At 71.6% G+C, this 26,406-nt stretch carries 18 protein-coding genes and 1 riboswitch; of the genes, 9 read left to right on the plus strand and 9 right to left on the minus strand.

Annotated elements, in window-relative coordinates; translation table 11 throughout:
• Window positions 1-34 precede the first annotated feature (34 nt).
• Together ACZ42X_RS26100 and ACZ42X_RS26105 are read left to right on the plus strand one after the other, a co-directional pair.
• Window positions 35-1,492, plus strand: coding sequence for an SWIM zinc finger family protein (locus ACZ42X_RS26100; RefSeq protein WP_468294752.1), 1,458 nt, complete (start codon window positions 35-37; stop codon window positions 1,490-1,492).
• Between the two features lie 25 nt (window positions 1,493-1,517).
• Window positions 1,518-3,092: a DUF5691 domain-containing protein gene (locus ACZ42X_RS26105; RefSeq protein WP_468294755.1), complete on the plus strand. Its 1,575-nt coding sequence runs from the start codon at window positions 1,518-1,520 to the stop codon at window positions 3,090-3,092.
• Window positions 3,093-3,639: 547 nt separating this feature from the next.
• Here the strand turns inward: ACZ42X_RS26105 and ACZ42X_RS26110 are convergent.
• Window positions 3,640-4,047, minus strand: a complete 408-nt coding sequence (locus tag ACZ42X_RS26110) for a cobalamin B12-binding domain-containing protein (protein ID WP_468294758.1) — start codon at window positions 4,045-4,047, stop codon at window positions 3,640-3,642.
• A gap of 198 nt (window positions 4,048-4,245) precedes the next feature.
• On the opposite strand from ACZ42X_RS26110, the gene ACZ42X_RS26115 reads away from it, so the two are divergent.
• Window positions 4,246-5,013 carry a lipase family alpha/beta hydrolase gene (locus ACZ42X_RS26115; RefSeq protein WP_468294761.1) on the plus strand — a complete coding sequence of 256 codons (768 nt, stop codon included), beginning with the start codon at window positions 4,246-4,248 and terminating at the stop codon, window positions 5,011-5,013.
• Window positions 5,014-5,242: 229 nt separating this feature from the next.
• Window positions 5,243-6,583 carry a M23 family metallopeptidase gene (locus ACZ42X_RS26120; RefSeq protein WP_468294764.1) on the plus strand — a complete coding sequence of 447 codons (1,341 nt, stop codon included), beginning with the start codon at window positions 5,243-5,245 and terminating at the stop codon, window positions 6,581-6,583.
• 12 nt (window positions 6,584-6,595) lie between these two features.
• Here ACZ42X_RS26120 and pcrA read toward each other — a convergent pair whose 3' ends face one another.
• Complete coding sequence (gene pcrA, locus ACZ42X_RS26125) at window positions 6,596-9,049, minus strand: DNA helicase PcrA (protein ID WP_468294768.1); 2,454 nt, start codon at window positions 9,047-9,049, stop codon at window positions 6,596-6,598.
• Between the two features lie 198 nt (window positions 9,050-9,247).
• Window positions 9,248-9,404: riboswitch (cyclic di-AMP (ydaO/yuaA leader) on the plus strand.
• Here pcrA and ACZ42X_RS26130 point away from each other — a divergent pair.
• Window positions 9,403-10,407, plus strand: a complete 1,005-nt coding sequence (locus tag ACZ42X_RS26130; protein WP_468294771.1) for a C40 family peptidase — start codon at window positions 9,403-9,405, stop codon at window positions 10,405-10,407. (Overlaps the previous riboswitch by 2 nt.)
• Window positions 10,408-10,462: 55 nt before the next feature.
• On the opposite strand, the gene ACZ42X_RS26135 is transcribed toward ACZ42X_RS26130, so the two are convergent.
• Window positions 10,463-10,816 (minus strand): hypothetical protein, encoded by a 354-nt coding sequence (locus ACZ42X_RS26135; protein ID WP_361421155.1) that lies wholly within the window; start codon window positions 10,814-10,816, stop codon window positions 10,463-10,465.
• 291 nt (window positions 10,817-11,107) lie between these two features.
• Between ACZ42X_RS26135 and ACZ42X_RS26140 the strand changes: the two genes are divergently transcribed.
• Entirely contained in the window at window positions 11,108-12,187 is a 1,080-nt protein-coding gene (locus tag ACZ42X_RS26140) for a C40 family peptidase (RefSeq protein ID WP_468294774.1), read from the plus strand.
• A gap of 12 nt (window positions 12,188-12,199) precedes the next feature.
• Window positions 12,200-13,036: a GNAT family N-acetyltransferase gene (locus ACZ42X_RS26145; RefSeq protein WP_468294777.1), complete on the plus strand. Its 837-nt coding sequence runs from the start codon at window positions 12,200-12,202 to the stop codon at window positions 13,034-13,036.
• On the opposite strand, the gene ACZ42X_RS26150 is transcribed toward ACZ42X_RS26145, so the two are convergent.
• From ACZ42X_RS26150 to ACZ42X_RS26160, 3 genes are all read right to left on the minus strand, one after another.
• The gene (locus tag ACZ42X_RS26150) at window positions 12,991-14,166 is read right to left on the minus strand and encodes an alpha/beta hydrolase (RefSeq protein WP_468295211.1); all 1,176 of its coding nucleotides are present in this window, start codon (window positions 14,164-14,166) and stop codon (window positions 12,991-12,993) included. The two genes, ACZ42X_RS26145 and ACZ42X_RS26150, sit on opposite strands and share 46 nt — an antisense overlap.
• A 93-nt stretch (window positions 14,167-14,259) precedes the next feature.
• Window positions 14,260-15,066 (minus strand): LuxR C-terminal-related transcriptional regulator, encoded by an 807-nt coding sequence (locus ACZ42X_RS26155; protein ID WP_468294780.1) that lies wholly within the window; start codon window positions 15,064-15,066, stop codon window positions 14,260-14,262.
• The gene (locus ACZ42X_RS26160) at window positions 15,063-16,340 is read right to left on the minus strand and encodes a PspC domain-containing protein (RefSeq protein WP_468294783.1); all 1,278 of its coding nucleotides are present in this window, start codon (window positions 16,338-16,340) and stop codon (window positions 15,063-15,065) included. Before ACZ42X_RS26160 ends, ACZ42X_RS26155 begins: the two co-directional genes overlap by 4 nt.
• A 153-nt stretch (window positions 16,341-16,493) precedes the next feature.
• On the opposite strand from ACZ42X_RS26160, the gene ACZ42X_RS26165 reads away from it, so the two are divergent.
• Complete coding sequence (locus ACZ42X_RS26165) at window positions 16,494-17,843, plus strand: PspC domain-containing protein (protein ID WP_468294786.1); 1,350 nt, start codon at window positions 16,494-16,496, stop codon at window positions 17,841-17,843.
• Window positions 17,844-17,999: 156 nt separating this feature from the next.
• Here ACZ42X_RS26165 and ACZ42X_RS26170 read toward each other — a convergent pair whose 3' ends face one another.
• On the minus strand, window positions 18,000-18,512 hold the full coding sequence (locus ACZ42X_RS26170; protein ID WP_468295214.1) for a DoxX family protein: 513 nt from the start codon (window positions 18,510-18,512) through the stop codon (window positions 18,000-18,002).
• A gap of 182 nt (window positions 18,513-18,694) precedes the next feature.
• Window positions 18,695-20,278, minus strand: coding sequence for a glutamine-hydrolyzing GMP synthase (gene guaA / locus ACZ42X_RS26175; protein ID WP_361421179.1), 1,584 nt, complete (start codon window positions 20,276-20,278; stop codon window positions 18,695-18,697).
• A gap of 310 nt (window positions 20,279-20,588) precedes the next feature.
• Between guaA and ACZ42X_RS26180 the strand changes: the two genes are divergently transcribed.
• On the plus strand, window positions 20,589-20,879 hold the full coding sequence (locus ACZ42X_RS26180; protein WP_361421181.1) for a chorismate mutase: 291 nt from the start codon (window positions 20,589-20,591) through the stop codon (window positions 20,877-20,879).
• Window positions 20,880-21,260: 381 nt separating this feature from the next.
• Here ACZ42X_RS26180 and ACZ42X_RS26185 read toward each other — a convergent pair whose 3' ends face one another.
• Entirely contained in the window at window positions 21,261-26,033 is a 4,773-nt protein-coding gene (locus tag ACZ42X_RS26185) for an FG-GAP-like repeat-containing protein (protein ID WP_468294789.1), read from the minus strand.
• Window positions 26,034-26,406 lie beyond the last annotated feature (373 nt).

Raw genomic sequence — 26,406 nt, forward strand, 5'->3', positions numbered from 1 at the left:
CCGATTGTCAGTGGTGGGGCCTACGGTCGAGGACATGAATCAGCAGGGGGTGCGCTGGACGGCTGAACAGGTGCTGGCTCTGGCTCCTGACGACGCCTCACGCAAAGCGGGAAGCAAACTCGGCACGGCCGGACCGTGGTCCGACACCGGCTGCAGCGGCGCGGGGGCCGTCTGGGGTCTGTGCAAGGGAAGCGGGAGCAAGCCGTATCAGACGATCGTGGACACCACCGGCCCGGCGTACAGCTGCAGTTGCCCGAGCCGGAAGTTCCCGTGCAAGCACGCGCTCGGGCTGCTGCTGCTTTGGGCGTCGGACGGACGGGCCGTACCGGACGCCGACGCCGCGCCGGAGTGGGCCGAGCAGTGGCTCGCCGGGCGCAGAGAACGGGCTGCCGGCCGCGACGGAGGGGACGCGGCCGGCTCCCCCGCCCCGAGAACCGCCGACCCCGAGGCGGCCCGGCGCCGCGCCGAACGCCGCTCGGCCCGGATCACCGCGGGCGCGCGGGAGTTGGAGCAGCGGCTCGCCGACCTCCTGCGCGGCGGGCTCGCCTCCGCCGACCAGGCGGGGTACGGGCTGTGGGAGGAGACGGCCGCCCGCATGGTCGACGCGCAGGCCCCCGGGCTGGCCGGCCGCGTGCGGGAGCTGGGCGCGATACCGGGCTCGGGCCCCGGCTGGCCCGTACGGCTGCTGGAGGAGTGCGCCCTGACGCACCTCCTCGACCAGGCGTGGCTGGGCGTCGACCGGCTGCCCGAGCCACTGGCCGCGACCGTACGCACCCGCGTCGGGCTCACCGCACCCGCCGACGGCCCGGCCGTACGCGACCACTGGACGGTCCTCGCCCAGTACGACACCTCGGACGGCAAGCTGACCACGCGCCGCATCTGGCTGTACGGGCGGGACAGCGGGCGCACGGCCCTGCTCCTCTCCTTCGGCGCCGCGGGGCGGGCGCCGCAGCTGGCCCTGCCCGTCGGCGTGGCCATCGACGCCGAGGTCACCCCGTACGCGGGCGCCGGACAGCTGCGGGCCGAGCTCGGGCCGCAGTTCTCGCCGCCGGTCCCCGCCGAGGGGCCGCCGCCCGGCGGGACGGCCACGGAGGCCCTCGCCGCGTACGGGCGCGCGCTCCGCGAGGATCCCTGGCTGGACGCCTGGCCGGTGACGCTCGCCGACGTCATACCCGTGCCGTCGCAGGACGGCACCTGGCAACTGGCCGCGGCCGACGGCACGTCCGCGCTGCCGGTGGCCCCCGCCGCACTCGGCCGTACGGGCCTGTGGCGGCTCGTCGCCCTCTCCGGCGGCGGCCCCGTCACCGTCTTCGGCGAATGCGGGCACCGGGGCTTCACCCCGCTCGCCGCCTGGTCGACGGAGACGGCGGCGGAGACGGCCGGGAAGCCGGGGACGGTCGAGACGACCGGGAAGCCGGGAGCGGTCGGGACGACCGAGACTGCGAAGCCGCTCGAGTCGTTCGAGTCGCTCGAGACCGTTCCGCTCACCTGACGCCGGGCTACGGAAGGACGATGCCATGACCACCGCCACATCCTGGGAAGACCTCGTGACCTCGGCACTGCTCGGAACCGAGCGGCGGCCGCCCGGCGCCGGTTCGGGCGAGAAGGACGCGCCGGTCGCGCTCCTGGACGCCGCCGCCCTGCACACCGTGCGGCGCAGGGCGGGCCTGCTGCCCGCGCCCGCCGCCGCCCCACCCGAACCGGCGCCGCACGATCCGCGGCCACCCGTCCCCGAAGCGGCCCGCCGCCGGCTCACCCAGCTGCTCGCCGACCGGGCCGGGCCGTCACAGGGCGGCGGCCGGCGCGGGGCGGCACCCGACCTCACCGAGCTGCTGCCCCAGTGGCTCGCGACCGCGAACGAACACGGCTACCGGGCGCCCGCCTCCGTCCTCCCCGCCCTGCTGGACGCCGCCCGCGCCCGCACCGACCTGCGGCCCCAGGCCCTCACCTTCGCCGGGCCGCGCGGGCTGTGGCTCGCCCGGTTCAACCCCGAGTGGCGATTCGCCCTGCGCGGCCCCTCGGGAGTGGCCGCGCTCCCCGCGCCCGACGACACCCCGGCGGTGCGGAGCCTGTGGGAGGAGGGCCTCTTCGCCGAGCGCGTCGCCCTCCTCGCGGCCGTACGGGCCCACGAGCCCGGCGCCGCGCTCGCACTGCTGCGCTCGACCTGGTCCGCCGAACGGGCCGAGGACCGGCTCATGTTCCTCGACTCCCTGCGCACCGGCCTGTCCGACGCGGACGAGCCCTTCCTGGAGGACGCGCTCTCCGACCGCAGCCGTAACGTGCGCGCCACGGCCGCCGAGCTGCTGTCCGCGCTCCCGCACTCGGCGCTGGCCGCGCGCATGGCCGAGCGGGCGGCGACCTGCGTCAGCCTCGACCGCACCGGCGACACGGCCGTGATCTCCGTCGAGGCGCCGCACGAGTGCGACGCCGGCATGCAGCGCGACGGTGTCCTGCCGAACCCGCCCGTCGGACGGGGCGAGCGGTCCTGGTGGCTCGGCCAGCTGGTCGAGGCCACGCCGCTCGCCGCCTGGCCCGCGCGGCTCGGCGGGCGCACACCTGAGGAGATCGTCGCCCTGCCCGTCGCCGACGACTGGCGGGACGAGCTCCACGCCGCGTGGTGCCGGGCGGCCGTCCGGCAGCGCGATGCGGCCTGGTCGCGCGCCCTGCTGGGCCCGCCCGCGACGCCGCCCGACTCGCTGGCGGAGCGGTCCAAGCTGCTGTCCACCCTGCCCGCGGGCGAACGGGCCCTTTGGGTCGCCGACTTCATCGCCGCGCACGGCCTGTCGGAGGCGTTCCAGCTCCTCGGCGTCTGCGCCGTGCCCTGGGCGGAGCCGCTGGGCCGTGCCGTCGTCGATGCGCTCGACATCGCCCGCGACGCCGGGAGCTATCCGTGGAGCTTCAGCGGCGTGATGGGCCTCGCGGAACGCTGCCTCGACCCCGTCGAAGCGGCCCGGCTCGAGGTCCTCACCGCCGTCCCCGACGAACCGGAGGACGCGTCCCCCGGCGCGGGCGGCTACTGGTCGGAGGCCTTCCAACGCCTGGTGTCCACGCTGAGGCTCCGCGCGACGATGCACGCGGAACTCACGCGGTAGCCAGGCGTGCGCCGGGGGCGGCGGGGCGGTGCTCTTGCCCGGTGGGCGGCATTCCGGCGCGCCGTGGCTTGCGCCGGTGGGCGTGGGTCGGGTGCCGGGGGTTCCGGTGGGGGGTGGTCGGACTCTCGTTCACCGCGCTTCGCGCGAGTTCAGTCGTTTTACGTCCGACCACCCCCCACACTCCACCCCCGACCCCCTCACGTGCGTGGGCGTCCCCGCCGCCGGTGCGTCCATCCTCCGGCGGTGTCCCAAGGGCCCGTTCCGTGGCCCCACGTGCCCTTCCGCGGGTGCGAAGCCCCGTAGCGGGGACCTAGCCGTCCTGCGGCGTGCTGTCCCATGCACCTGGAGCGCCCGCGCCATCGCGCCAACCCGCCGCACTCCAACGCCGAAACCTCCGCGGCGCGAAGCTGCCGCGGAGTGGCCCCGGCCGGGGGGCTGGGGGCGCAGCCCCCAGTTACGGGAAGTGGGGGTCCCCCCACGCCCGCAGGGCGTAGGGGGAGGGGTGGGGGGAAAGAACTCCGGGCCACGCCCCGCAGGGGCCGTGCCGCTACGCGGCGACGCGGACGTTGGCGTTGACCCAGTCGACGATCGACGCCGTCGTCGCGCCCGGCGTGAAGATCTCCGCGACGCCCTGCTCCTTCAGCGGCGGGATGTCCGCCTCCGGAATGATCCCGCCCCCGAAGACCTTGATGTCCTCCGCGTCCCGCTCCTTCAGCAGCTCCAGCACCTTCGCGAACAGCGTGTTGTGCGCGCCCGAGAGGATCGAGAGGCCGATCGCGTCCGCGTCCTCCTGGATCGCGGTGTCCACGATCTGCTCCGGCGTCTGGTGCAGGCCGGTGTAGATGACCTCCATACCGGCGTCACGCAGGGCCCGCGCGATCACCTTGGCCCCGCGATCGTGGCCGTCGAGACCCGGCTTGGCCACCACCACGCGGATCGGACCGGTCACACCCATCACTGCCTCCACATGCGTCCCCCGTAGCTCTATCCCGGGGAGGTGAACGAACGTTATCTACAGCATCCCGCAAGCGGCCGTTTCACGGTGAATACCGAGGGGGAAATCACACGTGGGACATGCTCGCGAGGGAAAACCTCACGTCGGCGCGGCGTGGCGCGGTGCCTCGGGTGCCGGTGCGGGAGGGCGAGGTCGGCCATGAGGGTCATCGCGCTGTTCAAGGCCACAACCCTGGAGCTGGCCATCCTCGCCTGCCATCTGGTGCTCTACCCCACCGGTGTCGCTCCGGAACGCCGCCGCCGCGCTCCCGTCACGGCCGTCGACGGGCGGCCGCCCGTCGTGCTGCTGCACGGGTTCATCGACAACCGTTCCGTCTTCGTGCTGCTGCGCCGCTCCCTCGTCCGCTCCGGCCGACCGCCTCAGCACCTGGAGTCGCTCAACTACTCCCCTCTCACCTGCGATCTGCGCACCGCCGCCGCGCTGCTCGGCCGCCATGTCGAGGACCTCTGCTCCCGCACCGGCCACCCCGAGGTGGACGTCGTCGGGCACAGCCTCGGCGGTCTGATCGCCCGCTACTACGTGCAGCGACTCGGCGGCGACCGGCGCGTACGCACGCTGGTCACGCTCGGCACACCGCATGCGGGCACCACCTTCGCCCCGCTGGCCGGTGCCCACCCGCTCGTCCGCCAGATGCGTCCCGGTTCGTCCGTGCTGCGGGAGTTGAGCGAGCCCGCGCCCCAGTGCCGTACGCGGTTCGTGAGCTTCTGGAGCGATCTCGACCAGGTGATGATCCCCGCCGAGACGGCGTGCCTGCGCCACCCGGACCTGATCGCGGAGAACGTCCGGGTCACCGGGATCGGCCACCTGGCGCTCCCGGTCCACCCGGCGGTCGCCGCCGCGGTCCGCCGGGTGCTGGAGTCCGAGGAGCCGACCGCCGGAACGGTGGATTCCGTGTCGGTGGCGTGAAGGCAACGCCACAACCGTCGAACGGATTTCGAACGTACGGCCAAGGCTCTGTGTGCACTCCGCCGAAAGGCGGCTGAATGCCCGTTTCCCCCGGGCCCAAAACTCTCGGAAGATTGTCGCTTGCGCGTACCGCCGGGTACAGTCGCGCCCACTGCTTTCCCCTCTGGGGTTCCCCATCCCGGGGGCCGCCCCCAGACCTGGTCCTGCTGCCGAGGCGAGAGAGAAGTTGGTGAACGACCAGCACCCCCACGCCGGGTACGTCGGAGACGACGCCTACACCACGGGCAGCTACAGCACTGGCAGTTACACCACGGGCACGTACGAGACCGGGACCTACGACACCGGCGCCTTCGCGACCGACCCGCTCTTCGGCGCCCTCCCCGGGTCCTACGACGGCGGCTACCAGGCGAGTTACGACACCGCCGGCCACCAGAGCGGCTACGACGCCGGGCACAGCGGCCAGTACGACACCACGCAGTGGGACGGCGCCACCACCGGTTACGTCGAGTACTCCGAGTACACCGGCCAGTGGGACGCCGGCGCCTGGAACAACCAGACGCAGTACGACACCGGCGCCTACGACGCCACCGCCTGGCACTCCGCGCCCACCGAGACGTTCGTGCCGGAGCAGTACGACTACGCCTCGGCGGAGGCCCTCCACCCGGAGGCCCCGCACGCCGAAGCCCCCGAGCCGGAGCACGAGCAGGAGCAGGCGCCGGAGGAGCGGGATCCGGAGCCCGAGGCGACGCCCGAGGCCGAAGCCGAGCCCGTGGCCGCGGCCGTCATCCCCCGCCCCGCCCGCCGCTCCGGCGGAGGCGGCGGCCGTGGCCGGCGGCGTACCCCCGCGAAACGCTCCGCGCTTCTGACCGTCGCCGTGCCCTCCGCGTGCGTCATGGGTGTCGCCGGGATCGCGGCGGCCTCCGTCAGCGGCCTCACCGGCGGCGAGGAGAAGGCCGAGGCCAAACCGGTGACCGCCGAGGACCCGTCCTCCGTCAAGACCGTCGCCGCCGCCAACAGTGCCCTGGACACCCAGCTCGCCGCGCTCAGCGCCGACGCCCGCGACTTCGGTGACCGCGCCAGCCGCACCCAGGAGCGCATCGACCTCAAGGCCCGTCAGGAGGCCGAGCGCAAGAAGCGCGAGGAGGAGGCCGCGCGCCGCGAGGCGCTGCGCCCCAAGTTCGCTCTCCCCGTCAAGCTGCACCAGCTCAGCGCGTACTACGGGCAGGCCGGCGTCAACTGGATGTCCCTGCACACCGGGATCGACTTCCCCGTGCAGTACGGCACGCCCGTGATGGCCGCCACCGACGGCACCGTGCGCACCCAGTGGAACAGCGCCTACGGCAACATGGCCATCGTGACCGCCAAGGACGGCACCGAGACCTGGTACTGCCACCTCAGCAGCACCAAGATCCGGTCCGGCGAGGTCAAGGCCGGTGACGTCATCGCGTACTCCGGCAACTCCGGCAACTCCACCGGACCGCACCTGCACTTCGAGGTACGGCCCGGCGGCGGCTCCGCGATCGACCCGCTGCCGTGGCTGCGCAGCCACGGCCTCGACCCGACCGGCTGATCAGAACACGGACTACAGCTTCTCGACCGGCGCGTACCGCAGCAGCAGCCGCTTCGGCTTCTCGTCCCCGAAGTCGATCGTCGCCTGCGCGTCGGCGCCCGCGCCCGTCACCGCCATCACGGTCCCGAGCCCGAACTGGTCGTGCGTCACCCGGTCCCCGACCGCCAGCGCGATCACCGGCTTGTCGGTCGTACGCCGCGTGGCGAAGCCCGACGGGCCGGAGCGGGAACGCGAGGACGACAGCGACGCGGTGATCCCGGAGGCCGGGCCGCCGGACGACGGCTTGGCCATCGCGCCCGTGCGCTTCCACTCCAGGTGCTGGGCCGGGATCTCCTCCAGGAACCGCGAGGGCGGGTTGTACGAGGGCTGGCCCCAGGCGCTGCGCATCGACGACCGCGTCAGGTAGAGCCGTTCGCGGGCGCGCGTGATGCCGACGTACGCGAGGCGCCGCTCCTCCTCCAGCTCCTTGGTCTGGCCGAGGGCGCGCATGTGCGGGAAGACGCCGTCCTCCATGCCCGTCAGGAACACCACCGGGAACTCCAGGCCCTTGGCGGTGTGCAGCGTCATCAGCGTGATGACGCCGGAGCCCTCCTCGTCCTCGTCCGGGATCTGGTCGGAGTCGGCGACGAGCGCCACCTGCTCCAGGAACTCGGCGAGCGTGCCGGGGTTCTCGCCGCGCTCCTGCTCGAACTCCAGGGCCACGGCGGCGAGCTCCTGGAGGTTCTCGATGCGGGTCTCGTCCTGCGGGTCGGTGGAGGCCTGCAGCTCGGCGAGGTACCCGGTGCGCTCCAGGACCGCCTCCAGGACCACGGCCGGACCGGCGCCGGATTCGGCGATGGTGCGCAGCTCGTCGAGGAGGGTGTTGAAGCGCTTCACGGCGTTCGCGGAGCGGGCCGCCATGCCGTACGCCTCGTCGACGCGGCGCAGCGCCTGCGGGAAGGTGATCTTCTCGCGGAGGGCCAGCGCCTCGATCATCGCCTCGGCGCGGTCGCCGATGCCCCGCTTGGGCACGTTGAGGATGCGGCGCAGCGGGACGCTGTCCTCCGGGTTCGCCAGCACGCGCAGGTACGCCAGGACGTCCCGGACCTCCTTGCGCTCGTAGAAGCGGACGCCGCCGACGACCTTGTACGGCAGGCCGACGCGGATGAAGATCTCCTCGAAGACACGGGACTGGGCGTTCGTCCGGTAGAAGATCGCGACGTCGCCGGCCTTCGCCTCGCCCGCGTCCGTCAGCCGGTCGATCTCGTCGGCGACGAACTGCGCCTCGTCGTGCTCGGTGTCCGCGACGTACCCGGTGATGCGCGAGCCGGGGCCGGCGTTCGTCCACAGGTTCTTGGGGCGGCGGCTCTCGTTGCGCTCGATCACGGCGTTGGCGGCGGAGAGGATGGTCTGGGTGGAGCGGTAGTTCTGCTCCAGCAGGATCGTCGTCGCGTCCGGGTAGTCCTCCTCGAACTGGAGGATGTTGCGGATGGTGGCGCCGCGGAAGGCGTAGATCGACTGGTCGGCGTCACCGACGACGCACAGCTCGGCCGGGCCGAGGTCGTCGTAACCCGTCCCCACCAGTTCGCGTACGAGCGTGTACTGGGCGTGGTTGGTGTCCTGGTACTCGTCGACGAGGACGTGGCGGAAGCGGCGGCGGTAGTGCTCGGCGACGTCCGGGAACGCCTGGAGCAGGTGGACCGTCGTCATGATGATGTCGTCGAAGTCCAGGGCGTTGGCCTCGCGCAGCCGCGCCTGGTACATCCGGTACGCCTCGGCGAGCGTCTTCTCAAAACCGTCGGCGGCCTGGTCGGCGAAGGTCTCCTCGTCGATCAGCTCGTTCTTGAGGTTGGAGATCTTGGCGCTGAAGGACTTCGGCGGGAACTTCTTCGGGTCGAGGTCCAGGTCGCGGCAGACCAGCGCCATGAGCCGCTTGGAGTCGGCGGCGTCGTAGATCGAGAAGGACGACGTGAAGCCGAGCCTCTTCGACTCGCGGCGCAGGATGCGGACGCACGCGCTGTGGAAGGTCATCACCCACATGGCGTTGGCGCGCGGGCCGACGAGCTGCTCGACGCGCTCCTTCATCTCGCCGGCGGCCTTGTTGGTGAAGGTGATCGCCAGTATCTGGCCCGGGTGGACGTGCCGGGTGGCCAGCAGGTGGGCGATGCGGTGGGTGAGCACCCGGGTCTTGCCGGAGCCCGCACCGGCCACGATGAGCAGCGGCGAGCCGGTGTGGACGACGGCGGCGCGCTGCTGGTCGTTCAGCCCCTCCAGCAGCGCGGCGGGGTCCACGACGGTGCGCGGCGCGCCGTCGCGGTGGTACGCGTCCCGGGCCGGGGGCACGTCGAAGCGGTCCCCGAAGAGGTCGTGCGGGACCTCCTCCGGGGCCGGGGCGTGGCCCTCGGAGTCCTCGGGGGGCGGCGGCGGTTCCTCGGAGGTGTGGTTCCGCAGGTCCGCCAGGAAGCTGTCGTCAAAGAGGCTGCTCATCGCCTATCGAGTCTAGGCCGCCCCACTGACAGCCGGGGCCGAACCGGCTTCGTCGCAGAGCGCGATGACACATAAGCGGCGCGTAAAGGTCACGAAAATGTATCCGGCATATCGAACATCATCCTTCACAGCACCACCACACGTTGGCTAGCGTGCCGCACAAGCGGACCGTTCCCTCATCGGCGAACCACGCCGATCGGACCGCCCACGCCGAATCCACTCTCCCCGCTCGGGAGTTGGAACCGGGGACCCACCATGCACCATGGGGTGAATCGGCCGCTTCCGCAGGCCGTAGGGCACCTTCCGTTCGCCCGAACCCGCCGGTTGACCCGGTAGGCGGTCTACGGAAGGAGATGCCGGCCTTGGCGTCGCATCGCAAGCCGCGCAGCAGCACCACCCGCACGTTCGGTACGTTCGGTTCGTTTGGCACCAATTCCCCCGCCGTCGGGGTCACGACGGCCGCCATCGCCTCGTTCACGACCCTGCTGTCCGCCCAGTCGGCCGAGGCCGCGCCGGGCCGGCCGACGGTGGAGGAGGTGCAGAGAAAGGTCGACGACCTCTACCGGCAGGCCGGAGGCACGGGGACGCAGGCGCAGCGGTACGCCCAGCCCGTGCGGCCCGCCCAGCCAGCGCAGCCCGTGCGGCCCGTCCAGCCCGTCCAGCCCGCCCCGCTCATCCCGCACGTCCCGCACGTCGAGGCGGAGCCGACCGCGAAGCCCGACAACGATGCCGTCGAGGCCGTCGAGCCCGCCGAGGCGTGGAAGGCGGAGATCCCGACCCCGCGGGCCGAGCCCGCGAAGACCCCCGAGGCGCTGCGCGCCGGCAAGCGGACGGTGCAGCGCAAGCTCGCGGAGGCGCGCGCCCTGCTGGCGCGGGAGGAGACGCGGACGGAGGCGCCGGACCGGACGCAGGCAGAGGCCCCGGCCGGGACGCGGGCGGAGGCCCCGGCGTACGGGCCGGAAGCCCGCGGGACCGAGAGCGGAACCGGTCACGGTCCCGACCGCACCGCGGCCGAAGCCGACAAGGTGCTGGCCTTCGCCCGCGCCCAGCTCGGCAAGCCGTACGTCTGGGGCGCGGCCGGCCCGAGCTCGTACGACTGCTCCGGCCTGACCCAGGCGGCCTGGAAGGCGGCGGGCGTCGACCTGCCGCGGACCACCTGGGAGCAGGCCCACGTCGGCACGCGCGTCTCCATGGACGAGCTGCGCCCCGGCGATCTGGTGTTCTTCTACGACGACATCAGCCACGTCGGCGTCTACCAGGGCGACGGCGTGATGATCCACGCCCCGCGCCCTGGGATGAACGTCCGCGAGGACGCGGTCCACTCCATGCCGCTGTACGGCTGCGTGCGCCCCGCCTGAGGGGGCGGCCTGAGGGGGGCGGCCCGCCCGTGGGAAGCGGGCCGCTCAGGTCACATCAGGTCCAGAGCGTCGCGATGAAGATGTTGGCGACGGTGAGGCCGCCCACGGCGCCGAACAGCGCCTTGTCGACCGTCTCCTCGTCCCGCTTGACGTACACCAGGCCGAGAATGACGACCAGGATCGCCAGCTTCACGCCGATCTTGATGTTGTTCACGGTCTGGTCGTCGGCCTGGTTGAGCCCGACCAGGGCCACACCCGTCACCAGCATGGTCAGCGCGCCGTGCAGCATGCCGGGGCTGAAGCGCGCCGTGCCCGCGCCCATCGCCTTCATCTGGGACAGGAAGCCGCCCAGCAGGGCGCCGATACCGATGATGTGCAGCGCGACGAAGACATTGATGAGTACGTCCATGGGCCGGAGCCTAACCGGGGCCATAGCACCGGTCGCCGGTCAGGGTTGCCTCATTCATCGCCTCGGTCACAGCTGATACGGAATGAGAGATTCCAGGCGTGTCGCCGCCCACGGAAGCCGTTCCCGAACTCTCACCTGCGGGCAATTGCGGTCACTCCCCCTCACCACCGTGACCGGCGGGTTTAGCGTCCTCCCCCAGGTGGCCGGTTCTCCCACCGCCGTCTTCCGACTCCCGGGCGGCGGCCGGCCACCCCACCCACACGCGACAGGGAAGGGAAGTGACCCGCCCTCGTGGCAGCTCACCCAGAACCAGAACCTCCGCAGCGCGGCAAGCACCGCAAGCCCCGGCAGCGCTCCCTGAACGCATCTGCGGCCGGGCGGGCGGCCGGGCGCACCGCCGTCGGCTTCGTACTCGCCGGGGCGGCGACCGCCACCGCCCTCAGCGGCGCCGGGCACGCGGAGCCCCGCCTCTCCCCCGCCCAGGTCAGGAGCGAGGTGGACCGGCTGCACCGGGAGGCCGAGGAGGCCACCGAGCGGTACAACGGCGCCAAGGAGCAGGCCGACAAGGCCCGCTCCTCCCTGGACGCCCTGCGGGACGAGGCCGCCCGCCGGACGGAGCGGCTCGCCGCCACCCGCCACGCGCTCGGTTCCGTGGCCACCGCCCAGTACCGGCACAGGGGCCTCGACCCCGCCCTCCAGCTCGCCCTCTCCAGCGACCCCGACGCGTACCTGGAGGGCGCCGCCCTCGCCGAGCGCGCCGGGACCCGCCAGACCGACGCCATCGCCGCCCTGCGCCGCGAACTCGCCGGGCTCGCGCAGCTGCGCGCCGAATCCGGCGGCCATCTGCGGGAACTGGAGGCCCGCCAGGCCGAGCTGCGCCGCCACAAGACCACCATCCGGCAGAAGCTCGCCGCCGCCGAGCGCCTCCTGGGCCGGCTGTCCGCCCCCGAACGCGCCCGGTACGAGAACCCAGGCCCGTCGGCCGGAAGCCTCCCGCCGGCGCGAGCGCCGCAGGCACCCAACCCGCGCGCCGCGCAGGCCATCGCGTACGCGTACGGGGCCCTCGGCAAGCCGTACGTATGGGGCGCGACCGGGCCGTCGGCCTTCGACTGCTCGGGCCTCACCCAGGCCGCGTGGCGCTCCGCGGGAGTGTCCCTGCCGCGCACCACGTACACCCAGATCAACGCCGGACAACGCGTACCGCGCTCCGCGCTCGCCCCCGGTGACCTGGTGTTCTTCTACTCCGGCGTCAGCCACGTCGGGCTCTACATCGGCGACGGCAAGATGATCCACGCGCCGCGCCCCGGCGCGCCCGTACGGATCGCGCCGATCGACGAAATGCCGTGGGCGGGAGCGACCCGGGTCGCATAGGGTCCGGGATCCATGACCATGGATCGCGATACCCCCGAAGGAATCCCCGACGGCAGCCCCAACGGGACCCCCGGAGCCGTTCCCGACGGCATCGCCGCCGACCTCCAGGACTGCGTCCGCACCCTGGCGCAGCGGTCCCCCGACCACCGCCGCGTGGGCCCCTTCACCCTGCGCTACAACCCCGACTGGGACATCCCGCCCGCCAACTACGCCATCCCCGACGCGGGCGCCGCGCCCACGAAGGCGGAGATCGACGAACTGGTGGCGGCCTTCCGGGAGCTGGAGCGGTTGCCGCGCCTGGAGTTCCAGCCCGCCTGCGCGCCGGAGCTGGAACCTGCGCTGCTCGCCGCCGGGTTCACCGTCGAGCGTCGGGCGCCGCTGATGGCGTGCGCGCCGGGCGGGCTGCGGGATCCGGGGCCCGTCGACGGCATCGCGTTCGGCGAACCGGCGGACGACGCCGCGTACGCGGCCGCCGCCGCGGTGCAGAACCTCGCGTACGGCGGGACCGGCGAGGCGGACGAGGGCGCGATCCGCTGGCTGCGCACGGCGGCGGCCGGCGGCGGTGTCGCCGGCATCGCCACGGACACCACCGACGGTACGACGGTGGGGGCGGGCGGCTGCTCGGTGCCGGTGGACGGGCTGAGCGAGCTCGCCGGGCTGGCGGTCGCGGCGAGCCACCGGCGGCGGGGCGTCGGCGCGGGCCTCTCGGCGTTCCTGACGGCGACGGCGTTCGGGCGCGGTTGCCGGCTGGTGTGGCTGGAGCCGGCCGACGCGGCGATCGAGCGGATCTACGCGGGGATCGGTTACCGGCGGGTGGCGGAGAAGGTGGACGTCTCGCTGGCTCCGTGACCCCCGGCGGTCCCCGCCCCGGGACCCGTCCCCATGCGCTCCGTCAGCCACTCGAAGACCGCCGGCACCTCCCGCATCCAGGAGGCCGTGCGGTGGCCGCCCGCGACCTGGCGGACGTCGATCCGGGTCGGCGGCCGGGAGACGGCGCGCAGGTCCAGGCCCTGCTGGAAGCCGTCCTGCCCGTTCCCGGTGAACAGCATCGTGATCCCGGGCGGGCTCGCGGCGGTCTTCAGGAGGGTGAGCGGGTTGTGCCGGTGCCGCAGCTCCGGGTCCCGGCCGGTGAGCGAGGACGGCTCCGCGGCGGGGTCGTTGTAGCCGGACATGCTGATCGCGTACCCGTACCGGTCGGGGTGCGCGACGGTCAGCTTCGCGGCGCAGTGGGCGCCCGCCGAGTACCCGGCGACGGCCCAGCCGTCGGGTGTGTCGAGGGCGCGGAAGTTGTCGGTGACCATCCGGCGTACGTCGATGCTGAGCCACGAGTCGGCGTTCACCTTGCCGGGGATGTTGGCGCAGCCGGTGTCGGTGTCGCCGAGCAGGGTGGTCCGCGGCGACACCAGGATGAACGGCGCGACCTTGCCCTGCCGCATCAGCGGCTCCAGCTGCCTGCTCGCATGCAGGCTGCCGAACCAGGACTTCGGGGAGCCGGGGAAGCCGGAGAGCAGCTCGACCACCGGGAACCTCCGGTCCTTGTACGCCGGGTCGTCGTACTGCGGCGGCAGCCATACGTACACCTCGGCCTCCACCCCGGAGATCCGGCCCTTGAGGGTGGTGCGCCGGATGCCCTCGCCCATGCCCGGGTCGTCGACCGGCTCGAACGTCTGCCGCACCTTCGGCAGGTCGGTGACGCGCTTGCCGCCCGTGCCGTCGGGGCCGAGGTCGATCGCCGCGTCGACGTGGTCGCTGGTGCCGAGGAGGTCGCCCCAGCTGTCGTACAGGCGGTTGGCGTTGTTGACCGCGACGAAGACCACCACGATCGCGGTGAGCTGGGCGAAAGCGACCATGCCGAGCCGGAGTGCGCCCCGCACGACCGCCGGTCCGCGCAGTCGGGTCCACAGCACCAGCGGCAGCAGGACCGCGATCACGGCCAGCACGATCGCGGTCACGAGGAAGGGCGTACCCGTCAGGCTCATCACGGTCTGTAGGAGGGGCCCGGAACCGTGCGGGTTGCCCCGGTTATGTCCCGGTTACGTCATGAGCGATGAGCGGCCGGGGACGGGTGGCCCTCAGACGAGGCGGCGGGCCGTCGCCCAGCGGGTCAGCTCGTGCCGGTTGGACAGCTGGAGCTTCCGGAGCACCGCCGAGACGTGCGACTCGACCGTCTTGACCGAGATGAACAGCTGCTTGGCGATCTCCTTGTACGCGTACCCGCGGGCGATCAGCCGCAGCACCTCGCGCTCCCGCTGCGTGAGCCGGTCGAGGTCCTCGTCGACGGGCGGGGCGTCGGTCGAGGCGAAGGCGTCCAGCACGAACCCGGCCAGCCGGGGCGAGAACACGGCGTCGCCGTCCTGCACCCGGAAGATCGAGTCGACCAGATCGCTCCCGGTGATGGTCTTGGTGACGTACCCGCGGGCCCCTCCGCGGATGACGCCGATGACGTCCTCGGCGGCGTCCGAGACCGACAGCGCGAGGAAGCGGACCGGGTTCCGGGGGTCGGCCATCAGCGGCGCGCAGCGGCGCAGCACCTCGACGCCGCCGCCGCCCGGCAGGTGGACGTCGAGGAGGACGACCTCGGGGCGGGTCTCGGTGATCACGGAGACGGCCTCGTCGACGTCGGCGGCCTCGCCGACCACCTCGACGCCGGTCGTCTCGGTCCGGCCGATCTCGGCCCGGACGCCGGTGCGGAACATCCGGTGGTCGTCGACGAGCACCACCCGTGCGCGCCGCCCCACCGGCTGCCCGGACTCCCCGGACTGCCCGGGCGCCACGGACTCCACGGGCTGCCCGGGCGCCCCGGACTGCCGCGACTCCCCGGGCTCCATGGACTGCCGGGACTCCCCGGGCCCTACGGAAGCCGTCGTCTCCTCGGTCATGCGTCCGCCCTCTCCATCTCGAGCTCCACTTCGGTGCCGTCCCCCGGCACCGACCGCAGCCGCGCGGTGCCGCCGTTGCGCTGCATCCGGCCGATGATCGATTCTCGTACGCCCATCCGGTCGGCGGGCACCGCGTCCAGGTCGAAGCCGGGCCCCCGGTCCCGTACGGAGACGAAGACGGTACGGCCCTCGACCTCGGCGTACACCTGTACGGCCCCGCCCTCGCCACCGTACTTGGCGGCGTTGACCATCGCCTCGCGCGCGGCCTGCGCCTGGGCGGCCAGTTTCTCGTCCAGCGGGCAGTCGCCGACGACCACGACCTCGATGGGGACGCCGTGGGTGTCCTCGACCTCGGCCGCGGTCCGCTTCACGGCCTCGGCGAGGGTCTCGGGCTCCTCGTCCGCGTCCTTGCCGGTGCCCTCCGGCTTGTACAGCCACTCGCGCAGCTCGCGCTCCTGGGCGCGGGCGAGGCGGCGGACCTCGCCCGGGTCGTCGGCGTTGCGCTGGATGAGGGTGAGGGTGTGCAGGACGGAGTCGTGGACGTGGGCGGCGACCTCGGCGCGCTCCTGGGCGCGGATGCGCATGGTCCGCTCCTCGGAGAGGTCCTGCGACATCCGCACCAGCCAGGGGCCGGCGAGCAGCGCTATGCCGGCCAGCACCGCTATGGCTGCGGTGAGCGCCGTACCCAGCTGGGCCGCCGAGCCGCGCACCACCATGAACACGGTCAGGCCCATGCCGACGAGAGCCACCCCGGCCACGCCGCGCGCGAGCTGGAAGAGGCGCTTACGACGGCCGGAGCGGGACCACTGGGCCCGGCGCGCGTTGTCCGCCTGGCGCCACACCAGGACGACGCCGACGCCGACGAGCAGGATCGGCCAGACGTACCGGTTGGCCTGGCCGCCCAGGTTGACGCTGCTGACGAAGGCACCGGCGCCGATCATCAGCGCGACGAGGGCGACGATCTGTCCCTTGTCGGGCTTGCGGAGGCGGCGGCGCCCGTCGGGGGTGGTCTCGAACACGGAACGCGGCTCGGCGGTCCTGGCCCTGCCCCCGACGCCGAGCGGGACGACGATCCAGAAGACGGCGTACAGCAGCACGCCCAGGCCGTCGGCCATGAAGAGGGCGAGGAAGACGAAGCGCACCCAGATGACGGGCAGACCCAGGTGCCCGGCGAGGCCCCGCGCGACACCGCCGAGCATCCGCCCGTCGGCGCTGCGGTACAGCTTGCGCACGGGCGGTTCGTCGGTCTCGGGCGGACGGGTGGCGACGGGCATGGTCCGATCGTCACACGGCACCGGGCCCGCCCACATCAGGGTCGATCCCCTACGCGGCCCTGAGACGGCTCCCCGGGGCCCGGCGGCGATATCAGGGACGGGCCAGGGTCGGCCCCGGTGCCGCCGGGGCGCGCGGACCGCCACCATGGACGTATGACCAGCACGACTCCCGCGCCGCCCGAGGAGGTTCCCGAGGGCGCGGCCGGCCCCGCCCCCTCGGGAGCGCCCGCGCCCGCCGCCCCTCCGCCGCTGCGCCGCGCGCGCCGGCACAAGGTGGTGGCCGGGGTGTGCGGCGGTCTCGGCCGTCACTACGACCTCGACCCGGTGGTCTTCCGGGTGGCGGTCGGCGTGCTCGCCGTCACCGGCGGCCTCGGCCTGCTCTTCTACGGCTTCGCCTGGCTGCTGATCACCGCCGACGGCGAGGAGGAGAACGAAGCGCGCCGGCTGCTGTCGGGCCGTGTCGACGGCGCCTCGCTGACCGCCGTGCTGCTGGCGCTCGTCGGCTGCGGGCTGTTCCTGTCGATGCTGGGCAACAGCAGCACCATCTCCTTCTCGCTGCTGCTCGTCATAGCGGTGAGCGGCGCGGCCGTCTGGTCGCAGCGGCGCCGGCTGACGGTCGAGGCGGAGGTGCCGCTGGACCCGGCGGCTGCGCACGCGGTCGCGGAGGCGCCGCCCGAGACGCAGGCCCCGCCGCCGCCCGCGGCACCGTCATGGTGGCGGGACCCGATCATCAAGGACGGTACGACGGGGCCGCTGGCCCTCGGCTACCTGTGGGGCCCCGAGGACGCGGTGGGCGTCGAGGACGCGATCCGCGCCCGCGCCCACAGGCGCGCCTGGGCCCCGTCGCCGCCCGCCGCCCCGGCCCCGCGCGGCCCGCGTTCGATCGGCGGCGCGGTCTTCCTGCTCGCGCTGCTGGCGGGAGCGCTCGGCACGGCCCTGCCCTGGGGGTCGCAGCCGCTCGGTACGTGCCTGCAGACGGGGCTCGCGTGCGCGCTGGGCGTCCTCGCCCTCGGCCTGGCGGTCAGCTCGTTCGTGGGCCGCACCGGCTTGGGCACGGTCTTCATGACGGTCGTCATGGCCCTGCTGCTGGCGGGCGCCTCGCTGATACCGCGGCAGATCGACACCGAGTGGACCCGTACGACATGGCGACCGGCCACCGTGGCGGACGTCCAGCCGCGCTACGCCGTGGGCAGCGGCGTCGGCACGGTGGACCTCTCCAAGGTGGCCGTCCCCCCGGAGCGGACCCTGCGCACCTCGGCGGAGGTGGGCGCCGGCCGCGTGGAAGTGGTCGTCCCCCGGAACGTGACCGTGACGGTGCACGCCCAGGTGGGCCTCGGTGACGTGCGGCTTCCGGCCGACCCGTCCGGTGAGATCGACATCGCGCCGGACCAGGACACCGTCCGTACGATCCCCCCGCCCCGAGGGGTGCCCCCAGCCGGCACCCTGCACCTCACGCTGAACGCCGCGCTAGGACTGGTGGAGGTCACCCGTGCCGCTGCATGAGTTCCGCCCGGGCCGGCTGATCGCGGGCGCCACGGGCATGACGATCGCCGTCCTGTACGGGGGTGACGCCGCCGGTTCCTGGCACACGCCCTGGTACGCGGTGATACCGCTGCTCTGCGGCGGGCTGGGGCTGGCGGGCGCCGCCGCCTGGGCCGCCTACCGGCTGCGCCGCCGCCGCGCGGCGAGGACCGCGTCGGCGGAGAGGACGGACGCACCGGCCAGCACCAGCGGGAGCCACGCCATGAGGTAGGCGAGGTCGTTGCCGTAGTAGTACGGGTCGGACTGCCAGCTCACGGTCAGCCACAGGCTCAGCGAGATGAGCGCCCCACCGGCGGCGGCGAGCCGCGCGAACAGCCCGAGCAGCGTCCCGGCCCCGACGGCCAGCTCGCCGAAGGCGATGGCCTGCCCGAACGCCTCCGGGTTCTTCAGCGCCAGGTCGACCAGCCACGGCACGGCGGAGGAGTCCCGCACGGACCGCATCAGCTCGCCGACCGAGCCCGCTCCGGACGCGGCCAGGAACCGGCCGTCGGTGAGCTTGTCGAGCCCGGCGTAGACGAACGTGACGCCGAGGAAGATCCGCAGCGGCAGCAGCGCGTAGCGCGAGGCCGCCGCCCGCAGCCCCCGGGGCTCCCCCGCTGTCCGGTACGTCCGGTACGTGTGCCCGCCCATCGCCGACCCGCCTCTCCACCGCATGAACCGATTGTCCGGCCCCATCCGATGGATACGCGACGGAAGGGCCGCCGGTTCAGCGCTTCAGGCTTCAGGCTTCAGCGAGGTGCGACGAAGCCGCCGCCCACGAGGGTGAACGGCGGCTTCATCCGGCTACGCCGGGAGTGCGGGTGGGGGTGGGGTCACTCCCACTCGATGGTGCCCGGGGGCTTGCTGGTCACGTCCAGCACGACGCGGTTGACGTCGCGCACCTCGTTGGTGATGCGCGTCGAGATCCGCGCGAGCACGTCGTACGGCATCCGCGTCCAGTCCGCGGTCATCGCGTCCTCGGACGAGACGGGCCGCAGGACGATCGGGTGGCCGTAGGTACGCCCGTCACCCTGGACGCCCACGCTGCGCACGTCGGCGAGGAGAACGACCGGGCACTGCCAGATCTCGCCGTCCAGGCCGGCCGCGGTGAGCTCCTCGCGGGCGATGGCGTCGGCCTCGCGCAGCAGGTCCAGGCGCTCCTTGGTGACCTCGCCGACGATGCGGATGCCGAGGCCGGGGCCCGGGAAGGGCTGGCGCTGGACGATCTCCTCCGGCAGGCCGAGCTCCTGGCCGACCATCCGGACCTCGTCCTTGAACAGCTTGCGCAGCGGCTCGATCAGCTTGAACTCGAGGTCCTCGGGGAGCCCGCCCACGTTGTGGTGGGACTTGATGTTCGCCGTGCCCGTACCGCCGCCGGACTCGACGACGTCGGGGTAGAGGGTGCCCTGGACGAGGAACTCGACCGGCTGGTCGTCCGGCGCCTCGGCCACGATCTCGGCCTGGGCCTGCTCGAAGACCCGGATGAACTCACGGCCGATGATCTTCCGCTTCTCTTCGGGGTCGGAGACCCCGGCGAGCGCGGCGAGGAACCGCTCCTGTGCGTCGACGACCTTGAGCTGGACGCCGGTCGCCGCCACGAAGTCCTTCTCGACCTGCTCCGTCTCGCCCTTGCGCATCAGGCCGTGGTCGACGTACACGCAGGTCAGCTGCGAGCCGATGGCCTTCTGGACGAGCGCGGCCGCGACGGCCGAGTCGACGCCGCCGGAGAGGCCGCAGATGGCGCGCTTGTCGCCGACCTGGGCGCGGATCGCCTCGATCTGCTCCTCGATGACGTTCCCGGTGGTCCAGTCGGGGCGCAGGCCGGCGCCGCGGTAGAGGAAGTGCTCCAGGATCTGCTGGCCGTGCGTGGAGTGCATCACCTCGGGGTGGTACTGCACGCCGTACAGCTTCTTCTCGTCGTTCTCGAAGGCGGCGACCGGTACGACGTCCGTGGACGCGGTGACGGTGAAGCCCTCGGGCGCGGCGGAGCAGGCGTCGCCGTGCGACATCCACACCGGCTGCTCGGCCGGGGTGCCCTCGAAGAGGGTCGAGGAGACCTTGCTGACGTGCAGCGGCGTACGGCCGTACTCGCGCGCGCCGGTGTTGTCGACCGTGCCGCCGAGGGTGGTGGCCATCAGCTGGAAGCCGTAGCACATACCGAAGACGGGGACGCCGGCCTCGAAGATCTCGCGGTCGAGGGTAGGGGCGCCTTCTTCGTACACGGAGGACGGGCCGCCGGAGAGGATGATCGCCTTGGGGTTCTTGGCCAGCATCTCGGCCACCGGCATGGTGGACGGGACGATCTCGCTGTAGACCCGCGCCTCACGGACGCGTCGGGCGATGAGCTGGGCGTACTGCGCGCCGAAGTCGACGACCAGTACGGCGTCGGGCGCGGCAGCGGGATTCGCTGATGACACTACGGCGGCCTTCCGGCGGTGGGAGGAGGGGCTGTACGCCAATTCTACCGGCGCGCCCGCGCGACCTTTCGTCTCACCATCCGAACCCGAGCTTGCCGTGATGTGCGGATGCACCATACTGGCCTCCATGCACAAGCACCTGACCTACGTCTTTACCTATGGCACCGGGCCCGTCCGGCTGCCATGGTCGTGCTGCTTGAGCCACTGACAAGCGACTTCCCCAGGCGCCCCGGGCCGACAAGGTCCGGGGCGTCTGTCGTTTCCGGGCCATGCCGCTCGGGGCACCGCTCACCGACCGAGGAGCCCCGCCATGACCGCACTCGACTCGCTCGACAAGACCGGCGCCCGCACGGACGACGCCGCGGAGCTGATCACCGACGCGCGCGAGCGCATCGACGCGCTCGACGACCGGATCATCGGCCTGATCCAGGAACGGGTGGCCATCTCGGCCGTCATCCAGGAGGCCCGCATCACTTCCGGCGGCCGCCGCGTGAACCTGGCCCGCGAGATGGAGGTCCTCGCCCACTACCGCTCCGCGCTGGGCAAGCCGGGCACCGCGCTGGCGATGACGATGCTGGAGTTGTGCCGGGGCCGTATCTGAGTTCGGTCCCACCCTCACCCGTACGGCGCGTGACCGCACGGTACCGGCCTTCGTTGGATCGGTTGTCCGTGTCAGCCAGGGGCGGGCCGAAGAAACCACGCGTGGCTCCGCTGGAGCGTGTGGCGTACCCCTCGGGTACGTCGTGGGACCTCGCTCCAGCGTGCGTGACCGGACGGCAGGGGACAGCAGCCCGGTCACCCGAAAAAGCGGTCGGCTCCGGGGACGCCCGGAGCCGACCGCATCCGCCCCGGACCGCAGCCAGTCCCTCTCCCGGTCCCCGCACGTGCACCCATGCAGTACGCCGACGACCAAGGCCCCGCGGTGGGGATGACCGCGGGGCCTTGGCGTGTCAGTCAGAGTGTGACTCTGGAATTCCTTTCGCTACCAGGTGCCACCTTCGCCGTGCCAGGAGGGTTGGGGATTGTCGAAGTCGCCGTCGCTCTTACCTATGAAGGTGTAGGCGCGGCTGTCTCCACTCATCTGTTCGTAGATCACAGCCAAGTCTCCGACTCCGTCGGCGTTCGCATCACCGGAAACCGCATCGCCGGGGTTGCCGAATGCCCATCTGCCGCTCCAAGCAGGAGTCTCCCAGCTGACACGTGGTGCGCTGAACCCACCGTCTGGAGTGGCAGTGAAGGTCTCCAACTTCTTGGCTGTGCTCCCCTTGCCCTTGAGCACCGCGAGGTCCGCCCTCTTGTCACCGTTGAAGTCACCGCTGGTCAAGCGACCGGCGGCGATCCATGCTTCTGCACCCGAATCCCAGGCCTTGCCATTACTGGAGAATGCTCCGGTGACCGCGGTGTTGAAGCGCCAGAGAGCTGCCGTTCCGCTCTCGTACTGGTACAAGCCAGCAAGCTCGGCACGCCCGTCCCCGTTGAAATCGCCGGGGACCATCTGGGCCCTGGTGGCATCCCAGCCCCCAACACCGGACTTCCAACTGGCCAGCGGAGAATTGAACGTACCGTCCGCCTTCGCGAGGAAGGTGTGAAGGCCGGAAGTGGCGTTGCCGTAGTCGTAGAGGATCGCGAAGTCATCGCGTTTGTCCCCGTTGAAGTCGCCACTGCGCACCTGGCTGGCATCCCATGACCAGCCGCTTGGGTTCGTCGTGCTCTTGAGGGTGCGCTTGAAGGTGCCGTCCGGCTCTCCCAAGAAGGTCCACGTGGCGACGGAGCCGTCGGCATAGCCGTAGAAGGCGGCGACATCGGCACGGCCGTCGGCGTTGAAGTCGCCGGAGATCCACTTGCTCCGCGTGTAGTCGAACCCTCCCTTGGCGCTGGTCCAAGCCTCCTTCGGCGGGCCGAACCCGCCTTCGGTGTTGGCGGACAGGACATGGAAGCCTGTGGTGGCGCCGCCGTAGTTGTAGATGGTGATCATGTCGCTACGGCCGTCACCGTTGACGTCCCCTCCGAGTTCCGTGCGCAGACCGCCGGTCATCGCGTTCGGCTTGTACTCGGTGGCGATATCACTCGCCCGGTTCCAGCGCACGTACCCGTCCTCGAAGTCGGTCCGCGTCCCTCCGGTGACCTCGTACTCGTCGGACGTCGGGAAGCCCAGCCAGCTGTTCTCCGACTGCAGGGAGTTCCACTTCGCCCGGATCTGCCCGGACACAGGCCAGGCGCCCGTCGCGCTGCTCCAGTAAATGGATGCGCTGTCCGCCGTCTCGTGGCGGAAGCGGTACCGCTGGAAAGAACCGGCCTTCGGGTTGGTGGCCCGCACGTCGGTCGTCGGATATCCCAGGGCGGCCGTGGCGCCGAGCTCCAGGTACTTCGTATAGACAGGTCCGTGGATGGAGAAGGCACCGACGCCGGACGCGTAGTAGATCGCACCCGTCTTGCCGCCCTTGCTGAAGGTGGTAACCCGGCCGATGCCGTCACTGGTAGGACGCTCGTCCGAGGTCGGGTAGCCGAGGACACTGGTGTCGCGGCCCATCTCGTTCCATTTGGCCCAGATGCTGCCGTGGACCGGCCAGGCGCCGGTGTCCGGGCTCCAGAAGATGGAGCGGTTCTCCGTCGTCGTACCCGGCTGATGGAAGTGGACGTAGCGGCCCACGCCGTCTCCGGCGGTCTTGACGTCGCTGGTCGGGTAACCGAACTTGGCCGGGCCGCCGATGGCCTTGTACTTGGCCAGGATCGGCCCGCACAGGGAACGCTTGCCAGTGGCCGTGGATTCGAAGACCTCGCACGTGCCCCAAGGGGTGCCGCCCGTGACGAGCGGCCGCGCCGCGCCGAAGGCGGAGCTGTTCGCGAGCGCCCTGCCTGGGAACTCGACCGAGGCCCCCACGCCGTCACGCGCCCACAGGTCCGCGAACCCGTCGCCCTCGAAGTCGCCCTCGGTGGACAGATGCGGGTACGCCGCCGATGTGAAGCCCGTACCGATGGACGCGGTGCGGGCGGCTGGGTCGCCGTAGACGGTCAGGTCGGCGGCGGTGAGGTCACCCGTCACGGGATTGGGGCGGCTCGTGTACTGGTGAACGGCGCCCGCTTTGGTGTCGCGGACCCACAGCTCCGGCAGGCCGTCCTTGTTGAGGTCACCGGGCGCCAGCAGCGTCATGTTCTGCCAGTCGGCGTTGCCGAGCGGGATGGGCTCGGAGAACTCGTCCAGGAAGGAGCTTCCCTGGGCGCCGAGGTACAGCCAGAGCTGGCCGCCCGCCTTGACCAGCAGGTCAGGTGTGTCGACATCGGTGAGCGTGCCGTCGCCGTTGTCGTCGTTCATACTGCCGACCGAGAGGATCTGGTCGGCGTTGTGCCAGTGGTTGGCGTCATCGGAGAACACCTGCAGCTCACGGCGTCCGACCTCCGTGCCGGCCAACTGGCCGTTGCCCTCGTTGCTGTAGACCCACAGTTCCTTGCGCGCCGGGTCCTCGGCACCGGGGCGCAGCGCCACCAGGTCCTCGTAGTAATCCTCGTTCCAGCTGCCGCGATGGGCGGTGACCGCCTCGCCGAACGACTCGTCGTCGGCCTGCTGGCCCACGCCGAACTTTCCGTTGCCCTGGCCCGGGTGCGCCCATAGCGCCCCGCCGCCGGGGTCGACGCTCCACAGGTCGACGGTGCCGTCGCCGTTGAGGTCGCCCGGCTTGTCGCGCGCGGGCGCACGAGTCGCGATGAAGAGATAGGCGCGCAGTGCCGAGCGGTTGCCCGCCGCGTCGATGCTGCGGACGTACAGGTACTGCGGCCCCGCGCTGAGCGGCGTGTACTCGATCTTCGGCGGCTTCAGCGGATCCGGGAAGTCCTTGGCGTACACGAAGCGCTCCGTGGCGTCGGAGTCGGTCCACCACATCCAGTGGGTGACGTCGCTGACGCCGCCGTTGGTGAGGAGGAACTGCCCCTTCGTACGGGCCGGGTTTCCATCCGTGTCGGCCGGGAACTCCTTCGAGCTGATGCCGGGGAGGGCGGACGGGGCGTTCTTGTCGAAGGTGAAACGGCAGGTGTCGCTCACCGGGCTGTTGGCCGTGCCGTCGCTGGCCACCACGTTCCACCAGTAGGTACCGCTGGCCAGGTTCCGCGTGTCGATGCGCAGGGAGGCGACCGTGCCCCGGCTCGCGTTGACCTTGGCAGGCCGGATGGGAGCGGCGGAAGAGCCCACCACCGCGTACTGGAACTGGACCGTGAGGTTGTTGTCCTCCGCGTCGTCCACCTTGGCACGGAGAGTCACGTAGTCGGTGACGCCGAACGTGCCGCCGGAGCAGGGCACCGACGGGTTCGTGGACAGGTCGGCCGGCTTGACCGGCAGCGTGTTCATGTAGGTCGAAACGCGTACCGAGTGGGGATCGAACTTGCGCCAGGAATGATCGACCGTGGAGCTCCGGGCTGTCAGAGCGAACGCCCACGCGGGGTACTTGCCCTTGGCAGCCTTGCTGATCGCCGAGGTGACGTCGAATTCGACCAGCCCTGCCGTATCGGCGGGACAGTTGCGACCGCCGAACGACTCTCCGGAGGAATCGATGGTGGAGAGCCAGGTGGGCTGGTTGTTCCACGTGATGTTCGAGGGAAGACTCTTCCCGATGTCCTTCACAAGAATGTCACCGGACTTACACGACCACGAACCTGCGTGCGTCTGCTTGATGCGCAACGTCGACTTGAGGATCTGCTTGTCCCGGACGTCCCCCGTGGCGACGCGGAAGTACGTGTTCGCGCTGACCGTGCCGCCGTTGGGGTCGTTGGCGACGCCGACTCGGGCGAAGTCGGAGATGGTGCCGCCGTTCCAGTACACGGTGTTCTCGGTGCCCGCGTAGCCGGTGTGCTTGTACGCGATCGACCAGGCGTTCTTCCAGGCGTCCTTCCCCCACACCGGATCGATGACGATGGGGAAGACGGTGCCGGGGTTGCTGAGGAGCTTCCTGTCCGGCGTCAGCGTGAGCGCGTTCTTCGTCAGCTTCATGCCCATAGGCGCCTGGCGCGATCCCTCCGTCGCACCTGTGAGCACCGCTGCGAGGGGGCGCTTCGCCGTCGGCGCGGCCTTGACGGCCTCGGACCCGGCCGAGTCCCACATGCGAGGCTTCGGCGCCGAGAACGCGGCATCGCCGTTGGGTGTGACGGCGCGGAGCCCTCCCTCGGAACCGGGCTTCATGTCGAGGCCCTTCGTCTTCAGGCCGAAGGTGACCGCGGCCAGCGCCGGGTTCTTGGCGGCCTCGGCGTTCTTGACGACGAGAGCATGCGAGAACGAGTCCACGGTCGTCGTGGCCGTGAGGTCGACGCCGGGCAGCACCTCCGCGTACGTCGCCGTGTTGCCGTTCAAGGATGGCTTGGGCAGCTTGCCTGGCCAGGACAAGGACAGCTCGCGGCCGTTGTCCCTCATGGTCGCGAAGGTGCCATCACCTCCGCCCGAGAACGACACCTGGAGCGCGGTCGCTCCGGGGGCGATACGCCCGTCCCCCGCGACCGCGAGTTCGGGGTCGACGGGCACGAGCCTGCCCTGCTGTCGGACCCTCACCGGAACAATGGCGCGGTCCACACTGAACGTGCCATCCGGATTCGCATATGTCTCATCCGTCTCGGTGCGCATCGAGATGATCTCGACCCGCTTTCCGGCCTTTACTGCAGACTTTTCAGCGGCCGCGCTTTCCGCCTGCTGCTTTTCCGTCAGCGTAACCGCGGATACGGTACCGCCGGGGGCGCGTAATTCCGCACCGTCAGCGGCCGCGACCTCAGGTTGCATAGTGATAATTCCCGCGAGCATCGCCCCAGCGGCGACAGCGGATGTTCGTCTTCTCAAAATCCCCCCTGGTTATTCGCTGCTTTCTGCGAGCCTGTGAAGCGCTCCGCAGAGGACCCGGAACCCCCGGCCGATACTTACTCAGCGTGACGTCCCCCCTGCGGCGAATCCCGTTTCTACCAGGCGAAGGGGTGGCTGCGCGAGAAGAGCCAAGCAATACGACAAGTAACCATTGATCCCCCCCTTGTCCCGCTCCGACACGTCAACTCTCCGACAACTGGCTTGATTGTTTTACCTGTCCCTGAAAAGCCCAGACGAGCCCTGGAGGTAGTGATACGTTCTCCGGCCGGTTGTGCGTTTTCGCAAATACAGGGGG

This window comes from Streptomyces sp. NPDC030862 (genome assembly GCF_055571835.1).